At 70.3% G+C, this 15,332-nt stretch carries 17 protein-coding genes; 6 read left to right on the forward strand and 11 right to left on the reverse strand.

Features of this window, described 5'->3' with window-relative positions:
• The first annotated feature begins 11 nt into the window (after positions 1–11).
• Complete coding sequence (locus ASE01_RS16975) at positions 12–947, forward strand: hypothetical protein (protein WP_157537428.1); 936 nt, start codon at positions 12–14, stop codon at positions 945–947.
• Positions 948–967: 20 nt separating this feature from the next.
• On the opposite strand, the gene ASE01_RS16980 is transcribed toward ASE01_RS16975, so the two are convergent.
• The 4 genes from ASE01_RS16980 to ASE01_RS16995 are packed head-to-tail and all read right to left on the reverse strand — an operon-like array spanning position 968 to position 5,484.
• Positions 968–1,945 carry a zinc-binding dehydrogenase gene (locus ASE01_RS16980; RefSeq protein WP_056754543.1) on the reverse strand — a complete coding sequence of 326 codons (978 nt, stop codon included), beginning with the start codon at positions 1,943–1,945 and terminating at the stop codon, positions 968–970.
• Positions 1,946–1,976: 31 nt separating this feature from the next.
• Positions 1,977–3,527: an acyl-CoA synthetase gene (locus tag ASE01_RS16985; RefSeq protein WP_056754546.1), complete on the reverse strand. Its 1,551-nt coding sequence runs from the start codon at positions 3,525–3,527 to the stop codon at positions 1,977–1,979.
• A gap of 11 nt (positions 3,528–3,538) precedes the next feature.
• Positions 3,539–4,681 carry a DUF5938 domain-containing protein gene (locus tag ASE01_RS16990; RefSeq protein WP_056754549.1) on the reverse strand — a complete coding sequence of 381 codons (1,143 nt, stop codon included), beginning with the start codon at positions 4,679–4,681 and terminating at the stop codon, positions 3,539–3,541.
• Positions 4,682–4,683: 2 nt separating this feature from the next.
• Positions 4,684–5,484 carry an SDR family NAD(P)-dependent oxidoreductase gene (locus ASE01_RS16995; protein WP_056754551.1) on the reverse strand — a complete coding sequence of 267 codons (801 nt, stop codon included), beginning with the start codon at positions 5,482–5,484 and terminating at the stop codon, positions 4,684–4,686.
• A gap of 144 nt (positions 5,485–5,628) precedes the next feature.
• Here ASE01_RS16995 and ASE01_RS17000 point away from each other — a divergent pair, with 144 nt between their 5' ends.
• Positions 5,629–6,255: a TetR/AcrR family transcriptional regulator gene (locus ASE01_RS17000; RefSeq protein WP_056754554.1), complete on the forward strand. Its 627-nt coding sequence runs from the start codon at positions 5,629–5,631 to the stop codon at positions 6,253–6,255.
• On the opposite strand, the gene ASE01_RS17005 is transcribed toward ASE01_RS17000, so the two are convergent.
• The 3 genes from ASE01_RS17005 to ASE01_RS17015 are packed head-to-tail and all read right to left on the reverse strand — an operon-like array spanning position 6,243 to position 9,762.
• The gene (locus ASE01_RS17005; RefSeq protein ID WP_056754557.1) at positions 6,243–7,034 is read right to left on the reverse strand and encodes a hypothetical protein; all 792 of its coding nucleotides are present in this window, start codon (positions 7,032–7,034) and stop codon (positions 6,243–6,245) included. The genes ASE01_RS17000 and ASE01_RS17005 overlap by 13 nt on opposite strands.
• Positions 7,035–7,057: 23 nt before the next feature.
• Positions 7,058–7,618, reverse strand: coding sequence for a diguanylate cyclase domain-containing protein (locus tag ASE01_RS17010; protein ID WP_056754560.1), 561 nt, complete (start codon positions 7,616–7,618; stop codon positions 7,058–7,060).
• Positions 7,615–9,762 carry a putative bifunctional diguanylate cyclase/phosphodiesterase gene (locus tag ASE01_RS17015; RefSeq protein ID WP_162260306.1) on the reverse strand — a complete coding sequence of 716 codons (2,148 nt, stop codon included), beginning with the start codon at positions 9,760–9,762 and terminating at the stop codon, positions 7,615–7,617. Before ASE01_RS17015 ends, ASE01_RS17010 begins: the two co-directional genes overlap by 4 nt.
• A 203-nt stretch (positions 9,763–9,965) precedes the next feature.
• On the opposite strand from ASE01_RS17015, the gene ASE01_RS17020 reads away from it, so the two are divergent.
• Both ASE01_RS17020 and ASE01_RS17025 read left to right on the forward strand, forming a co-directional pair.
• A complete protein-coding gene (locus tag ASE01_RS17020; protein WP_056754566.1) occupies positions 9,966–10,340 on the forward strand; it encodes an ArsR/SmtB family transcription factor in 375 nt (124 codons plus the stop codon).
• The gene (locus ASE01_RS17025) at positions 10,340–11,263 is read left to right on the forward strand and encodes a cation diffusion facilitator family transporter (protein WP_056754569.1); all 924 of its coding nucleotides are present in this window, start codon (positions 10,340–10,342) and stop codon (positions 11,261–11,263) included. Before ASE01_RS17020 ends, ASE01_RS17025 begins: the two co-directional genes overlap by 1 nt.
• A gap of 3 nt (positions 11,264–11,266) precedes the next feature.
• Here the strand turns inward: ASE01_RS17025 and leuE are convergent, their stop codons facing one another.
• Positions 11,267–11,923, reverse strand: a complete 657-nt coding sequence (gene leuE / locus ASE01_RS17030; RefSeq protein WP_056754995.1) for a leucine efflux protein LeuE — start codon at positions 11,921–11,923, stop codon at positions 11,267–11,269.
• A 46-nt stretch (positions 11,924–11,969) separates the two neighbouring features.
• Here leuE and ASE01_RS17035 point away from each other — a divergent pair, with 46 nt between their 5' ends.
• Positions 11,970–12,629, forward strand: coding sequence for a dihydrofolate reductase family protein (locus tag ASE01_RS17035; RefSeq protein WP_235536058.1), 660 nt, complete (start codon positions 11,970–11,972; stop codon positions 12,627–12,629).
• On the opposite strand, the gene ASE01_RS17040 is transcribed toward ASE01_RS17035, so the two are convergent.
• Genes ASE01_RS17040 through ASE01_RS17050 form a run of 3 tightly spaced genes read right to left on the reverse strand, consistent with a single transcriptional unit; the run spans position 12,596 to position 14,169 of the window.
• On the reverse strand, positions 12,596–12,988 hold the full coding sequence (locus ASE01_RS17040; protein WP_056754998.1) for a VOC family protein: 393 nt from the start codon (positions 12,986–12,988) through the stop codon (positions 12,596–12,598). The genes ASE01_RS17035 and ASE01_RS17040 overlap by 34 nt on opposite strands.
• Before the next feature lie 57 nt (positions 12,989–13,045).
• Positions 13,046–13,552, reverse strand: coding sequence for a GNAT family N-acetyltransferase (locus ASE01_RS17045; RefSeq protein WP_082606168.1), 507 nt, complete (start codon positions 13,550–13,552; stop codon positions 13,046–13,048).
• Positions 13,549–14,169 (reverse strand): TetR/AcrR family transcriptional regulator, encoded by a 621-nt coding sequence (locus ASE01_RS17050; protein WP_056754575.1) that lies wholly within the window; start codon positions 14,167–14,169, stop codon positions 13,549–13,551. Before ASE01_RS17050 ends, ASE01_RS17045 begins: the two co-directional genes overlap by 4 nt.
• 52 nt (positions 14,170–14,221) lie before the next feature.
• Here ASE01_RS17050 and ASE01_RS17055 point away from each other — a divergent pair, with 52 nt between their 5' ends.
• A complete protein-coding gene (locus tag ASE01_RS17055; protein WP_056754578.1) occupies positions 14,222–15,283 on the forward strand; it encodes an oxygenase MpaB family protein in 1,062 nt (353 codons plus the stop codon).
• Positions 15,284–15,332: the final 49 nt, after the last annotated feature.

Raw genomic sequence — 15,332 nt, forward strand, 5'->3', positions numbered from 1 at the left:
ATGACATGCGGTTGAGCACACGTCTGGCGATCGTGGTGGCCCTCGTCACCGGTCTCGTCGGCCTGGCCGGGCCGGCCAACGCGGCCTACTACAACACCTACTCCGACGTCGCGAGCACGCCCGATGCGAGCGGCGCGACCGGCGCGCAGGGCTTCGCCGCCGGGGCGAGCTACCTCTACTCGATCAAGACCCGGACCAGCCAGAACGACGACCGTTCCGTGATCTACCGGGTGAACAAGAAGACCGGCGCGCGCGTGGTGATGAAGAACGGCACCAACGGCACGTCGTACAACACCTGGCTCGGACACGCGAACGACATGACGATCGTCGACATCGACGGCAAGCACCACTTCTTCGTCGTCACGATGAGGTCGAGCGGTGCCCAGCTGGTGAAGCTGCGCTACGACGGCACGACCTACCGCAAGGTCGGTTCCTACGCGGTCAAGCTCAGCGGCTCGACGAGGGCGGTCTCCGGCATCAGCCGGGTCTCGGTGACCAGCAGCCGGATCAACTTCTTCTTCAAGAGCGGGCGTCAGGTCTATCGCGGCGGCATCTCGCTGCGGGCCAACTCGGGCACGGTCGCGCTCACCAAGGCGTTCACGCTCAAGGTCGTCGGCGCGCTGGTGAACGGCAAGACCGTCTCCGACCTCGACACGTTCAGCAACCAGGGCTTCTTCTACGACGCCCCGAAGAAGGTCCTCTACTACCCGCTGACCAAGGCCAACCGCAGCGTCGTGCTCGTCTACCGCAACGTCGCGGCCTCGACGACCGGCAGCCTCACCTCGGCCAGGGACCTCTCCTTCCGGATCACCTCGTCGGCGTACAAGAAGTTCGAGATCGAGGGCGTCGGCACGAGCGGCGGGCGGCTGTACTTCAACACCAACCGCGCGACGTCGTCCGCGGCCAAGGACGGCGTCCATGTCTTCAAGGGGTACGTCGCCAAGTAGGTCGGTCCGCGACCCGCGCGTCAGGGACGCAGCAGGATCTTGCCCGTGCGGCCGGGCTCCATGTTGGCTGCGGCGGCGGTGCGCACCTCGTCGAAGGAGTAGATCGTGTCGACGGGCAGGGTCAGCGAGCCCTCGCCGATCCGCTGGATCAGCTCACCGAAGAGCGCCCGGCGCTGGTCTGCCGGCATGGTGCGGCTGACGGTGCTGCCCCAGAAGCCCTTCACCGTGGCCTGCTTGAAGATCACGTCGCCCGAGGAGATCTCCATGGTGGGCGACTGCATCGCGCCGAACACCACGAGCGTGCCGCTCTCGGCGAGCAGGGACAGCACCTCGCCGCTGGCCCGGCCGCCGACCGAGTCGACGCCGACCTTGATCGGTGCGTCACCGACGATCGCCCGGACATGCTCGGCCCAGTCGTCGGTGTCGGTCGCGACGATGCGGCCGATGTCGTGGGCGGCGAGCTCCTCGACACCGGCGCTGCGCCGGACCAGGCCGACCACGTTGATGCCGCGCGCAGCGCCGAGCTGCGCGACCATCCGGCCGACGGCGCCGTTGGCAGCGTTCTGCACCAGCCAGTCGCCGGGCGCCAGGTCCAGTGACTCGAGCAGGCTGATCGCACTGAACGGCATCGACACCAGCTGGGCGGCGACCTCGTCGGAGAGTCCGTCCGGGACCGGGATCAGCCCTCCTGCGCGGGCGATGAACTGCTCGGCCCACGCACCGAAGGTGCCGCCACTGGCGACCCGCTGTCCGACGGCGAGGTGGTCGACACCCTCGCCGACCGCCTCCACCACGGCGACCGCCTCCGTGCCGGCGCGGGCCGGCATCTCGGGCTTGAAGCCGTAGGAACCGCGGATCGTCCACAGGTCGTGGTTGTGGATCGCCGCGAGCAGGGTCCGCAGGCGCACCTCGCCGGGGCCGGGCTCGGGGACGTCGATCTCCTCGACACCGAGGACGTCAGCAGGGTCTCCGAACTCGTGGTGCATCACAGCGCGCATGACTCCAGCATGGCGCGGTGTGCAAGCGGACTCAGATCTGTGACAGCTGGGCCTTGACCTCCGTCTTGAGCACCTTGCCGACCTTGGAGCGCGGCAGGTCCGGCCACACCTCCACCTGCTTGGGCGTCTTCACGCTCCCGATGCGTTCCTTCACGAACGCCTGGACGTCGTGCGGGTCGACGCTCTGGCCCGGTCGCAGCTGGAGGACGGCCGTCAACCGCTCGCCCCACTTCTCGTCCGGCAACCCCACGACGGCGCAGTCGGCGACGGCGGGGTGCGCCATCAACGCCTGCTCGACCTCGGTGGAGTAGACGTTGAACCCGCCCGTGATCACCATGTCCTTGGCCCGGTCGACGATGTGGAGGAATCCCTCACCGTCGAGGTAGCCGATGTCACCGGTGTGGTGCCAGCCGTGGGCCGACGCCTCGGCGGTCGCCTCGGGGTTCTTGTAGTAGCCCCGCATGACCAGCGAGCTGCGGACCACGATCTCCCCGCGCTCGCCCTGCGGCAGGGGCGTGCCGTCGTCGGCGAGGATGGAGACCGTCACCAGCGGAGCCGGCCGCCCCGCTGATGACAGTCGTTCGTGGGCGATGGTCCCGTCGGCGCGGAAGTGGTCGCGCGGTGACATCATCGAGATCATCATCGGCGCCTCGGTCTGCCCGAAGAGCTGCGCCATGACGGGTCCGATCCTGGTGAGCGCCTCCTCCAGCCGGCGCGCCGACATCGGTGCGGCGCCGTACCAGAAGCACTCCAGGCTGCTCAGGTCCGTCGACTCGAGGTCGGGGTGGTCGAGCACCATGTAGATCAGCGTCGGCGGCAGGAACGTGTGCGTCACCCGGTGCTCCTGCACCGCCGTGAGGAAGGCCCCCACGTCGGGCTGGCGCATGACCACGATCGAGCCACCCTGGGTCAACACCGGGAAGCAGAGCACGCCCGCGGCATGGGTGAGCGGCGCCAGGGCGAGGTACGTCGGCCGGGTGCCTCCCGTCGCTGCCGGATCGGGCCACGGGTAGCCCATCAGGGTCAGCGCGGTCATCGTCTCGATGTTGGTGCCGTCGAGCATCACGCCCTTGGGGCGCCCGGTGGTGCCACCGGTGCCGACGATCAGCGCGAGGTCGTCCTCGGCCAGCCGGTCGACGGGGTCGGTCCCCGCCGAGAGGAACTCCTCCCAGCCCATGGCCCACTCGAGGTCCTCGTCGAGGCAGACCAGCGTGGTCACCTTCGGCAGCTCGGCGCGGATCTGGTCGACCAGGGGGGCATAGGCGGCCTTGAAGATCAGCACCGAGCAGTCGAAGAGATCGAGGAGCTCACGGTTCTCGCTCGCTTCGTTGCGCGGGTTGATCGGGCACCACACCGCACCTGCACGGCTGATCCCGAAGACGCACGTGAAGGCGATCGGGTCGTTCGAGGACAGGATCGCGACCTTGTCCCCGGGCCGTACGCCGTGGCCCACGAGGGCGGACGCGACCCTGCCGGCGAGGTCGCGGACCTCGTCGTAGGTCCACGTCTGCCCGTCGCAGACCAGGCAGGGCGCGTCGCCCCCCAGCGACGCACCCTTGTCCAGGTAGTCGACCAGACGCACCGAACGCCCCCTCAGCCCTCGACCGTGATGACCGGCTCGGACACCAGTCCGAACGCGCGCAGCTGGCCGAGCAGCTCGCGGTGGCCGAAGGCCTTGCAACCGGACGCGAAGCCGACGCGCAGCGGGGGCTGCTGGAGCAGGGAGTACGCCGCATAGGCCTGCAGGAGGCCGGTCTGCTTGTAGTTCTGGTTGCCGTGGATCACGCAGTGGGCGCGACCGAGCGGGCCCGAGGCGTGCACCGAGTCGAGCGACTTGTTCAGACGGGGGTTCTCGCGAGGCGGCATCTGGTTCATCACCTGCGCGGCGGTGGCGGTCAGCGTCGCGTCGCGGTCCTCCTCGGACATGTCCTTGGTCGCCTCGATGGCGCCGGCGACGATCTGCGGCACCCCGTGCATGAGCGCCGCGTTGAAGACACCGCCCTGGGCCTTGCAGTTCGCGACCCGCGGGTCCTTGCGGTACCAGACCGGGTGCGAGGTGCCGCCCCACGGCAGGGACAGCGCGAGCTCGTGCTGCCCGGGCACCACGAGCGGGACCAGACCCTGCGTCGGATCGAACTCGACGTAGGCGTTCTGTGCCAGGAAGTGGGCCTTCGAGGTTGCGGCGTTGACCAGGATGGTCTGGGTCGAGGCGATGGTGGGAGAACCGCCCCAGAAGACCGCGATGTCGAGGGAGTCGAGGCCCGGCTTCTCCAGGCAGAGCTCGGCGGCGATCTCGCCGGTCGTGTACATCTGCGCGATGCCCGGCGACAGGAGCAGCCCGGCGGCGGCGAAGTCGGCGCCGTACTTCTCGTCGCAGGTGATCAGCCAGTCCTGCTCGCCGGTGGTGTCGAGGTAGTGGGTGCCGGCGGCGAGACAGGCCTCGACGACCTCGGGGCCGTACTTGCTGAACGGGCCGACCGTGTTGCACACGACCGAGGCGCCGCTGAACAGCTCGGTGAGCGAGGCGACGTCGTGCTCGACCTGGACGATCTCGTAGTCGGCGGTCTCGATGCCGGGGACGTTGGCCTCCATCGAGGACTTGATCCTGCCCTCGTCGCGCCCGGCGGCGATGAACGGGACGCCGTACTCGCGGAGGTACTCGCAGATGAGTCGGCCGGTGTAGCCGGACGCTCCGTAGACGATGACGGGCTTGGAGGAAGCGCTGGTGTCAGTCATGGTCACATCCCCATTCCGCCGTCGACCGACAGGTCGACGCCATTGATGAACTTCGAGCGGTCGGAGGCGAGGAAGACCACGGCCTCGGCGATGTCCTCCTCGGTGGCCAGCCCACCCGACGGGGTGAGCTCGACGACCTGCCCGACAGCAGCCTCGGCCGACTCGAAGAGACCCATGCCGGTCAGCTCGTTGGCCAGGCCTGCGCCCATCTCGTTGGGGATCAGGCCGGGAGCGACGCAGTTGACGCGTACGCCGAGACCGAGCTTGCCGGCCTCCATCGCCGCCACCCGGGTGATCCGGTCGACGGCCGACTTCGACGCCGAGTACTGCGACAGCGCCGGGAACGCGATGTGCGCGGCGACCGAGGCGACGTTGATCACCGATCCCCCCTTGCCCGCGGCGCCGCCGGGGCCCATGGTCCGGAAGGCGTGCTTGATGCCGAGCGAGGTGCCGACGACGTTGACGTCGAAGATCCGGCGGGCGACATCGGCGTCCAGGTTGATGAACAGGCTCGCGATCTCGATGCCGGCGTTGTTGACCAGGATGTCGAGCCCGCCGACCTCGCTGACGGCCTGCGCGACCGCGGCCTCCCACGAGGCGTCGTCGGTGACGTCGAGGTACACGAAGGTGCCGCCGATCGACTCGGCGACCTCCTTGCCCTTCTCGTCCTGCAGGTCGGCGATGACGACGGTCGCGCCCGCCGCGGTGAGGAATTCGGCGAACTTCTTGCCCAGGCCCTGGGCGCCACCGGTCACCAGGGCCGTGCGCCCGGCGAGTTCGGTTGAGGTCGTTGCGGTCGTCATGGGAAGCGACTCCTTCGTCGGTGGGGTGATGCACGCCACACAACTCCTTTGCCTTGACGACTGTCAAGACTTTTCTGGACAACCGTCAAGATTTCTCTTGTCACCCGGCCACAAACGCCTCGGGAGCGGGTAACCTCAGGCCCCATGACGACTGCCACGGTGCGTCGTACTCCTGCTGACAAGCACGACGACCGACGCCGCGCCCTCGCCGATTCCGCCCTGCGGACCCTCGGTGAGCTCGGCTACGCGCGGGCGAGCCTGCGCGAGATCGCGAACAACTCGGAGTTCTCCCACGGCGTCGTCCACTACTACTTCCACGACAAGCTCGAGCTGATCGTCTACTGCGTCCGGCAGTACAAGGCGACCTGCGTGCACCGCTACGACGGGGTCGTCGCCGACTCGACGACGCCCGAGGGCCTGGTCGCCGCCTTTGCCGACAAGCTCGTGGAGACGATCGTGGAGGAGGCGCCGATGCACCGCCTCTGGTACGACCTGCGCTCGCAGAGCATGTTCGAGGCGGACCTGCGCGAGGCCGTCCTCGGCATCGACCAGACCCTCGAGGACATGATCTGGCGCGTGGTCAGCACCTACGCCGAGCTGTCGGGGCGCGCGCCGGCGATGACGCCGCACGTCGCCTACGGCGTGCTCGACGGGCTCTTCCAGCAGGCCCTGCTCGGCCACCTGTGCGAGCAGGAGGGTGTGCTCGACGGCCTGCGCACGCAGGTCCGCGACCTCATGCCGATGGTGCTGCTGCCCGCTCAGTCGCGGTAGCGCAACCCGAGTGGCGACATCGCCGCGTCGAGGCGGTCCAGGGCGATCGGTCCGACACCGTGCAGTGCGGCGAGGTCGCGACGCGTCCACGCGGTGACGTCCTCGAGGGTGTGCACGTCGACGAGCCGCAGCGCGCGGGTCGCGGGCGCGCCGATGGTGCGCGGCAAGGGAGTTCCCGTACGACGAGGGGCGCGCTCGCGCGACCCGTCCTCGTGGTCGAGCACGGCCTCCCCGCGCGGGGAGAGCCGGTAGCCGATGGCCAGTGACTCGGTGAGCCCGCGCTCCTTGAGCTTGCGCACGTCGCGCTTGAACTCGGGGGTCGGCCGGTCCAGCTGGGCGGCGAGCTCGGGCGCCCGGACCTCGGGGTTCGTGTCGATGATCCGCAGCGTGGCGCGGGTCCACGGGCCGATGGGCGAGGCGGCGTCGAGCCGGTCCAGGCCGGTCAGGATCGTGGCGACCTCCGCAGGCTCCGGGACCGTGTCGCGCAGCGTCTCGCGGGGATCGGTGCCGGCGAAACGCACGCCGATCCGGAAGACAGGCCGCTCGGCCCGCGGCGCGAGAGCCTCCTTCAGTGCGGCGAGGGAGGCCGCACCGGCGCGGCGGGCGTCCGCGGCGCGCAGGGCGGACAGGGGGACCTGGTCCACGCTGACCACCTCGACCAGGCCGACGGCCGTGCGGAGTCGGGTGCCGACCTTGACCCGCGGTCGGTCCCACCGGCGGAAGGCGAGGTCGATCTCGCCCCGGCGGATCGCTTCGAGCTCGACCGGTCGCATCAGCACGGGACGAGGATAGGCGCCCCCGTTCAGGACGGGTGGGGCACCGCCGCGTTGTCGATGTCGTGGAACACGAACAGCTCGGACTCCGGTCGCTCGGCCTCGAGCAGGGCGTCGGCGGCGCGTTCCATCAGTGCCTCGGGGTTGTCGAAGCCGGGCTCCGCGGTCGTGCCGCCGAGCCGCGCCATGATGAAGTACTGGCGAAGTCGCAGCTGGACGGGTGGGCTGAGCTCGAACAGCACCCTCCGGGCGAGGATCCGCAACATCTCCTCGTCCATCCGGCCCTGGAAGAGGATCGCGAACGTCCGGGTGTCGAGGCGCCCCACGGAGTCGAAGGACCTGACGGCGCCGAGCAGCCGCTCCGCGATGCCCTGCAGCACCGGCTCGATGTCGGCCACCGGCGGTCCGTCGAGTGCGATGTCGGCCGAGTCGACCCGCACCAGGACGACCGCGGTCGCATCACCCGTGCGTTCGCCGCCGTGGAGGGCCATGGTCAGCCGGTCGAGGAAGAGGTCGCGGTTCGGCAGGCCCGTGACGGCGTCGTACAGGGGCGAGGGGGCGGTGTCGTGTGGTGCCGGGTCGAGTCTCATCGGTTGGTCCTTCCGTTCACGAGTGCGGCGACCGCGTCGTGGACCCGGACCAGTGGCACGCCTTCGCCGTACAGGAATCCCTGGGCCTCGTCACAGCCCCGTTCACGCAGGTAGAGCACCTGCTCAGGTGTTTCCACGCCCTCGGCAGCGACCGTCATGCCCAGGGCGTGGGACATGGCGAGAATGGCGTCGATGACCGCGGCATCGGCATCGGTGGTGGCGATCCGTCGGACGAACTCGCGGTCGATCTTGAGCTTGTCGACGGGGAACCTGGTCAGGTAGGCGAGGCTGGAGTAGCCCTGCCCGAAGTCGTCGACGACGATCCGTGCACCGATCGCCTTGAGCCCGTCGAGGACGGCGTGGACGTCGTGGTCGTCGTCCATCAGGACGCCCTCGGTGATCTCCAGCTCGAGCGCGGCGGGGTCGAGACCGGCGTCGGTGAGGGCCGATTCCACCTCGGAGAGCCACGTGCTGCGGGAGAACTGGCGGGGCGAGACGTTGACCGCGATCCGCAGCGGGATCCCGAACTCCTCGCGCAGGACGACGGCGTCCTTGCAGGCCTGACGGAGCACCTGCTCGCCGAGCTGGGCGATCAGGCCGCTGTCCTCGGCGACCGGGATGAAGCGGTCGGGCGGGACGATGCCGAGGGTCGGCGAGTCCCACCGCGACAGTGCCTCGAAGCCGATCAGCCGCCCGGTGCCGAGATCGACCTGGGGCTGGTAGGCGACAGTGAGCTCCCCACGGTCGAGTGCCTGCTGCAGGGCCGAGGACAGCACCAGCTTGTCGTTGCCGTCGGCGATCATCGACGGGTTGAACCAGCGCACGTTGTTGCGGCCTGCCGCCTTGGCGCGGTACATCGCGATGTCGGCGTTCTTGAGCATGTGGGCCGGCGAGCTGCCGTGGTCCGGGTAGACGGCGCAGCCCATGCTGGCCGTGGCGAGCACCTCGCGGTTGTCGACGGTCACCGCGCCGGGCAGTGCGGCGGCGATCCGGTCGACGCGGGCACGGACGTCCTCGAGCTCGCTGAGCCCGCTGAACACCACGACGAACTCGTCGCCGCCGAGGCGGGCCACGAGGTCACCCTCGCCGGTCGTCTCGACCAGCCGCTCGGCGAGCTCGAGCAGGAGCCGGTCGCCGACGTGGTGGCCCAGGGAGTCGTTGACGCGCTTGAAGTGGTCGACGTCGAGCAGGAGCAGCGCGACCCGCTCGCCGAGGCGCTCGGCCTGGTGGATGGCGTCGACGAGGTGCTTGGTCAGCGTCGTGCGGTTGGGCAGTCCGGTGAGGGCGTCGTGGTTGGCGAGGTAGGTGACCTCGGCCTGCACCTCGAGCCGCTTGGTGATGTCGAAGCCGATCGCGAGGTAGCCGGTGACCTCGCCGTCCTCGTCGGTGACCGGACTGATCACCTCGCCGACGGCCACCGTCGAGCCGTCGCGGCGTCGGTACTCCAGCTCCCGCTCGTCGCCGCTCGCGTGGAGTCGCAGCGACCGACCGTGGTCCACGGCGTAGATGCACCCCACGGGCTGTCCGACGAGCTCGGTCTCCAGGTAGCCCAGCAGCCGCTCGGTCGCCGGGTTCGCCGCGACGATCAGGCCGTCGAGGTCGGTCGCGACGACACTGCACGGCATGCTCGCCAGGATGCTGCGGCGCAGGGAGTCACGGCTCAACGTCTCCAGGGCGGTCTGCGTCGCCAGCCGCTCGCTGATGTCGATGACGGAGGCGAGCACGAAGGGCTCCTCGCCGATCGTGATCGGGTTCAGGCCGATCTCGATGGGGACCTCGACGCCGTCGCTGCGCACGCCGTACAGGTCGCGGCCGATGCCCATCGGCCGGGCGGACGGGTCCGCGAAGTAGCGGCGGCGGTAGTCGTGGTGGGCGTCGCGCGAGCGCCGCGGGACGAGGTCCTCGACGTTCATCCTCAGCAGGTCCGCACGCCCCGTGCCGAAGAGCACCTCGGCCTGGGCGTTGACCAGCACGATGCCGCCGGTGCGGTCGACCATGACCATGGCGTTGGGAGTCGCCTCGAGGATCAGGCGGAGGCGCTCGGCCTCCTCCGAGGTGCCCGCCGGAAGGATCTCGTCGAGAGGGGGTCCACTGCGGACGCCCTCACGGGTCCGTCGACGCTCGCCATCGGATGTCACTCGCATGTCGCTCGCCCGCCGGGTGCACGCAACAGCAGCCCCCCGCTCCGACCACCGCAAGCGGCTCGTCGCACCAGAGGGCCCCGACGGGGCCTCCCTTCCCCACCCTCGACGGTAGGACACCGGAGCGCACCGTGAGGCCATGTCGGCAGATGTTTTACCTTGCTCCGGGATTGACCGGCGTCGCCCAACGGTGCTTTCATCGTCATATGGCGATGAAAGCGGAGTCCCGGGGCGAGGTCGAGTCACTGGTGGCGGCTGCCTGCCTGCTGCACGGCCTGAGCGACCCCAGTCGGCTGGCGATCCTGCAGCACCTCGCCCTCGGCGAGCACCGGGTCGTCGACCTCACCGACCACCTCGGGCTCGCACAGTCGACCGTCTCCAAGCACCTCGCCTGCCTGCGCGACTGCGGTCTGGTGGTCTCGCGACCGAGCGGACGGGCCTCGATGTTCTCCCTGGCCCATCCCCGCGCCACGGCCGAGGTCCTGCGCGCAGCCGAGCGGTTGCTGGAGGCGACCGGTGAGGCCGTCGTGCTCTCCGCGAACTTCGGTCCCGCGGCGCTGCACGGCGACGAGGAGTGGTGATGGGCGTCGGACACGGGCACGGACACGCACCGGCCGCGGCCAGCGGCCACGCCGGCGGGCGGCACCGCTGGCGCCTGGCGATCTCCTTCTGCCTGATCGCCGCGTTCTTCGTCGTCGAGCTCGTGGTCGGCATCATCAGCGGCTCGCTGGCGTTGATCTCCGATGCCGGGCACATGGCCGCCGACGTGGTCGCGCTCGGGGCGGCGCTCGTCGCGACCAAGATCGCCACCCGCGCCGACAGCACCGGGCGGCGTACCTATGGCTCCTACCGGGCGGAGGTCTTCGCCTCCGGCCTCGCCGCGCTGATGATGCTGGGCGTCGCGGTGTACGTCGTGATCGAGGCGGTCGCACGGATGGGCACCGACGTCGAGGTCGAGACCGGGCCGATGCTCCTGGTCGGTCTGCTTGGCCTGGTCGTCAACCTGATCGCCCTGCTCCTGCTGCGCGCCGGGGCGAAGGACTCGATCAACGTGAAGGGTGCCTACCTCGAGGTGGTCGCCGACACCGCCGGCAGCGTGGGCGTGCTGGTCGCGGGCGTGCTGATTGTGGCGACCGGCAACGGGGCCTGGGACACGGTGGTGGCCTTCCTGATCGGCGCCTTCGTGGCGGTCCGCGCGGTCGTGCTCGGGCGGGAGGTGCTCTCCGTGCTCGGACAGCACGTGCCCGCCGGTCTCGACATCGACGCCGTCGCAGCCTGCCTGGCCGAGGTCCCCGGCGTGCGCGACGTCCACGACCTGCACGTGTGGATGCTGACGTCGGGGATGAACGTCGCGACCGCCCACCTCGTCCTGGCGGAGGGTGCTGATGCGGGTGCGGCGCTGCGGGCCGGTCAGCAGGTGCTCCGCGACCGGCACCACATCGAGCACGCCACGCTCCAGGTCGAGGGGGACCGCTCGTCGCACTGCGACGCCGTCACCTGGTGAGCCTCAGGAGTGCGCGAGCGAGAGCTTGACCGCGAACCCGAGGAAGATCGCGCCCACGGCGGACGTGCCGGCCGCGGAGAGTGCGCGCCGTCGACGAAAGGTCGCGGCGAGGCGGGTCCCGCCGAAGATCAGCGCCGAGAGGTAGGCGACGCTGGCGACCTGGGCGAGCGCCCCGAGCGCGAGGAAGGACAGTGCCGGGTGGGCGTAGGACGGGTCCACGAACTGCACGAAGAAGGCGACGAAGAACAGGATCGCCTTCGGGTTGAGCAGGCTGATCACGAGCGCGCGGCGGTAGGGCCGCTCGTTCGGCACCGGCGGCGGGGCGCCCTCGGCGATCGCCTGGACCGCTCGGTGCCGGGCCCGCCACATCAGCAAGGCGCCGCGCAGCATGGTGAAGGCGAGGTAGCCGAGGTACCCGGCGCCGACCCACTTCACGATCGAGAACGCCACGTCGTTGGCCTGCAGCAGCGAGGCCACCCCGGCCGCCGACAGGGTCATCAGGACCGCGTCGCCGGTCCACACGCCGGCGGCGGCGCGGTAGCCGTCGCGGCTGCCGCGACGGGCGGCGACGGACAGGACGTAGAGGGAGTTCGGGCCGGGCAGCAGGATGATCAGGATCAGCCCGACGAGGTACGTCGACAGGTCGGTGATGCCCAGCACGAGTCGATCCTCCCACGCAGGATCCGCCGCAGGATCCGACTGGGCGATGAGTTTGCCGCCGGCGCCGGGTCGACCCGGCATGGGCATCGTGTGCGCGGACATCTCCACCACCGTCGACGGCTTCGGCGCCGGTCCCGGCCAGTGCCTGGAGCGCCCGTTCGGGGACTTCGACCAGGGCCCGCTGCATGCCTGGATGTTCGACCACGGCGAGGAGAACCGGGCCGAGGTCAGCGCCATCCTCGACGCGGGTGCCTACGTCATGGGGCGCAACATGTTCAGTCCCGGCCGGGGCGACTGGGACCTCGCGTGGCGGGGGTGGTGGGGCGAGGAGCCGCCGTACCGTGCCCCCGTCTTCGTGCTCACCCACCACCCGCGGGCGCCGCTCGAGATGGACGGCGGCACGACCTTCCACTTCGTCACCGACGGCATCGAGTCTGCTCTGGCCCGGGCGCGGGAGGCGGCCGGCGAACGCAACGTCTCGATCGCGGGCGGTGCCTCCACCGTCAACGCCTACCTGGCGGCGGGCCTGCTCGACGAGCTGCGCCACCACGTCACGCCGAACACCTCCGGGCTGGCGGCGTCGGCGGGCGGGTCACGGCTGTTCGAGGGGGTGCCGGCGATCGGCCTGGTGCCGGTGAGCGTGCGGCACACCCCGCACGTCACCCACCTGACCTACTCGGCGGGCGGGCACAGGCAGAACGGGTGACCGTCGGGGTCGACCATGACCCGCCAGGTGGCGTCCTCGGACTGCACCGGTGCCACGGAGGCCCCGAGACCGACCGCGAGCTCGGTCGCCGCGTCCAGGTCGGAGACGCGCAGGTCGAGGTGGAACTGCTGGGGGTGCTCCTGGCCGGGCCACTCCGGACGCGAGTAGTCGGCGACGGTCTGGAAGTTCAGGGTGCTGCCGAGCACGGCCGCGGAGGCGTAGCCGTACTCGGGGTACTCGCCGGTGACCTCGCCACCGGTGAGGTCGGCGTAGAAGCGGGCGAGCCGGGCTGCGTCGGGGGTGTCGATGCAGAAGGCGAGGAGCTCGGTGACGGGGGAGGTGCCAGTGGAGGTGGTCATGGGGCCAGCGTGCACCCGAGCGCCGACACCGTAGGTCGGCACCGTCCGTCGAGACTGTCAGCCGGGCGGGTCGAGCTCGCGCAGGTAGCAGAGCATCCGGTGGTCCTCGCCGGGCTCGATGTTGGTGAAGCCGTGCCGCTCGTAGAAGCGGCGGGTGTCGGTGTCGACCTCGTCGACGTTGATGTGGATCTCGATCGCCCCGCGGGCGAGCACCTCGGCGACGGCGCGGGTCAGCAGCGCCGTGCCGATGCCGCGGTCACGCAGGGCGGGGACGACGTAGAGCTCCTCGAGCTGGGCGAGCGGGCCGTCGCCGTACGGCGTGGGGCGCAGTGTGAGGTAGCCGAACCCGGTCGCCGTGCCCGCGCTCGCCCGGGGGTCCTCGGTGAGCACGACCAGCACGTCCTCGCGCGCCAGCAGGTCCTCGAAGCGGTCCGCGAACTCCTCCGCGCTGGGGGTCGCGGTCTCGAACTCGGTGTTGAAGTCGAAGAGCAGTCGACCGACGAGGGCGGCGTCCTGCGGCCCGGCCAGCCGGACCGCTGGTGTCGCGGGTTCCGGCGCCGTCACGGGAGCCACGCGCCGATCATCGTGCGCGCGCTGGTGGCGAGCCGCTCGGCGGTGAAGTGCTCCGGGTCGGCCAGGACGAGGCGGCCGAAGTGCTCGAGCAGCGCGATCACGGCATGGGCGAGCAGCTCCGCGTCGTAGTCCTGCGGCAACGCGGAGGAGATCATCAGCTCGACGGTGGCGAGCACCCGGGTGCGGTCGCCGTCGACACGGCGGCCGACGGCCTCGGGGACACCGGAGCCGGACTGCAGGATGGCGCGCCAGGTCATCGGGTCGGCCAGCAGCATCGCGTGCAGCGCCGGCACCGCACGCTCGACCAGCTCGACGGGGGAGCTGCCGACGGCATCGAGCGGCAGGGCGGCGTACAGCTGGGTGATCGCGCGCTCCTGCTGACGGTCGAGCAGAGCACCGAGGAGCTGGCCGAGGTCGTCGAAGGCGCCGTACACGACGGGCCGGGTGACCCCCACCTCCTTGGCGATCGCGTCGATCGAGATCCGGTCGTAGCCGTCGCGGTCGATGATGGCCAGCGCCGCGTCGAGCAGCTGCTCGCGGCGCTGGGCCATGGGCACGCGGGCGGCGTAGGGCCGCCGTTTGCGGGCCGTCGTCTCGGACGCTGTCACATCTGAACCTTAGGGTCTTCCATTTACTACACAACTGTAGCATTCTGGTGCCATGGCGCTTCGCACCCACCGGGACATCACCCCGCTCGAGGACTACGGCTTCTTCGGACCCGAGTCCGTGGCCTGGAAGGTCTGGGGCTACCCGACCTCGCTCACCATCGGCTTCAGTCGCGCGGTGGTCGTGGAGGAGCTCGACCCCAACCTTGTCGCCTCCGTCGACCGCACGCAGGACATCTACCTGCGGCCCAGGACGAGGTACGACCGAACCATCCACTACTTCGCTCTGATCGCCTTCGGCGACAGTCGCACGACCAGCCGGGTCGCCGACGTCCTGGTCAAGGTGCACAGCAAGGCGATCGGCATCGAGCCCTACGGCGGCGGCAGGTACGACGCCAACGACCCCGACTCGCAGCTGTGGATCCTCGTCACCGGTTGGCACTCGGTGCTCAAGGCCTACGAGATGTTCGGCCCCGGCAAGCTGTCCGAGGCCGAGGAGGCGCAGTACTGGGCGGAGTGCGCCCTGGCCGCCGAGTTCCAGACCTGTGACCCGGCCGACGTGCCGCGCTCCCGCGCGGAGCTGCACGCCTACTACGAGCGGATGCGTCCGGTGATGTCCGGGTCGCCGATCGCGCAGCGTGCGATGTCGCACCTGATGGACGTCAACCAGCTCATCGACGAGGTCCCGCTCGTCCTCAGGCCCGTGCGCTGGGTCGTTGGCACCTTCTTCCGGGCCGGCGTCATCGCGACGCTGCCGCGATGGATGCGCGAGATGGGCGACGTGCAGCAGCCGCGGGCGCTCGACCTGCTGGCGCGCCCGGTCCTCCGTGCGACGTTCGCGGTGATGTCGCTGAGCAAGCGCCTGCAGCTGCGGGTCCTCGGACTGCTCTCCCCGAGCACGGTGCCGGTCGTCGCACCTGCCTTCTTCGGGATCGCGCCGACGAACCCCGAGCTGCTCACCCCCGCCGAGGCACGCGCGAGGTACGGCTACGACAGGCCCGCCGAGGCCCACCTCGCCTGGCGTGCGAAGCAGCACGAGAAGGTCTTCGGTCGTGGCGAGGCCCCGAGCGACGCCGGACTTCTCGAATCCGAGAGCGTCCTGGGCAAGCTGGCCTGAAGATCCCCCGCTGCGGGGACCGGGCCTGACACAGTGGCGCCGACCCTGC

It is taken from the genome of Nocardioides sp. Root190 (assembly GCF_001428565.1).
GTDB lineage: Bacteria > Actinomycetota > Actinomycetes > Propionibacteriales > Nocardioidaceae > Nocardioides.

Coding starts and splice junctions, on each gene's coding strand:
- ASE01_RS16990 (WP_056754549.1), bottom strand. CDS start 4,681: ATGACTGACACCAGCGCTTCCTCCAAGCCCGTCATCGTCTACGGAGCG.
- ASE01_RS16980 (WP_056754543.1), bottom strand. CDS start 1,945: ATGCGCGCTGTGATGCACCACGAGTTCGGAGACCCTGCTGACGTCCTC.
- ASE01_RS17015 (WP_162260306.1), bottom strand. CDS start 9,762: ATGCGAGTGACATCCGATGGCGAGCGTCGACGGACCCGTGAGGGCGTC.
- ASE01_RS17010 (WP_056754560.1), bottom strand. CDS start 7,618: ATGAGACTCGACCCGGCACCACACGACACCGCCCCCTCGCCCCTGTAC.
- ASE01_RS17035 (WP_235536058.1), top strand. CDS start 11,970: ATGAGTTTGCCGCCGGCGCCGGGTCGACCCGGCATGGGCATCGTGTGC.
- ASE01_RS16995 (WP_056754551.1), bottom strand. CDS start 5,484: ATGACGACCGCAACGACCTCAACCGAACTCGCCGGGCGCACGGCCCTG.
- ASE01_RS17055 (WP_056754578.1), top strand. CDS start 14,222: ATGGCGCTTCGCACCCACCGGGACATCACCCCGCTCGAGGACTACGGC.
- ASE01_RS17025 (WP_056754569.1), top strand. CDS start 10,340: ATGGGCGTCGGACACGGGCACGGACACGCACCGGCCGCGGCCAGCGGC.
- ASE01_RS17040 (WP_056754998.1), bottom strand. CDS start 12,988: ATGACCACCTCCACTGGCACCTCCCCCGTCACCGAGCTCCTCGCCTTC.
- ASE01_RS17000 (WP_056754554.1), top strand. CDS start 5,629: ATGACGACTGCCACGGTGCGTCGTACTCCTGCTGACAAGCACGACGAC.
- ASE01_RS17020 (WP_056754566.1), top strand. CDS start 9,966: ATGGCGATGAAAGCGGAGTCCCGGGGCGAGGTCGAGTCACTGGTGGCG.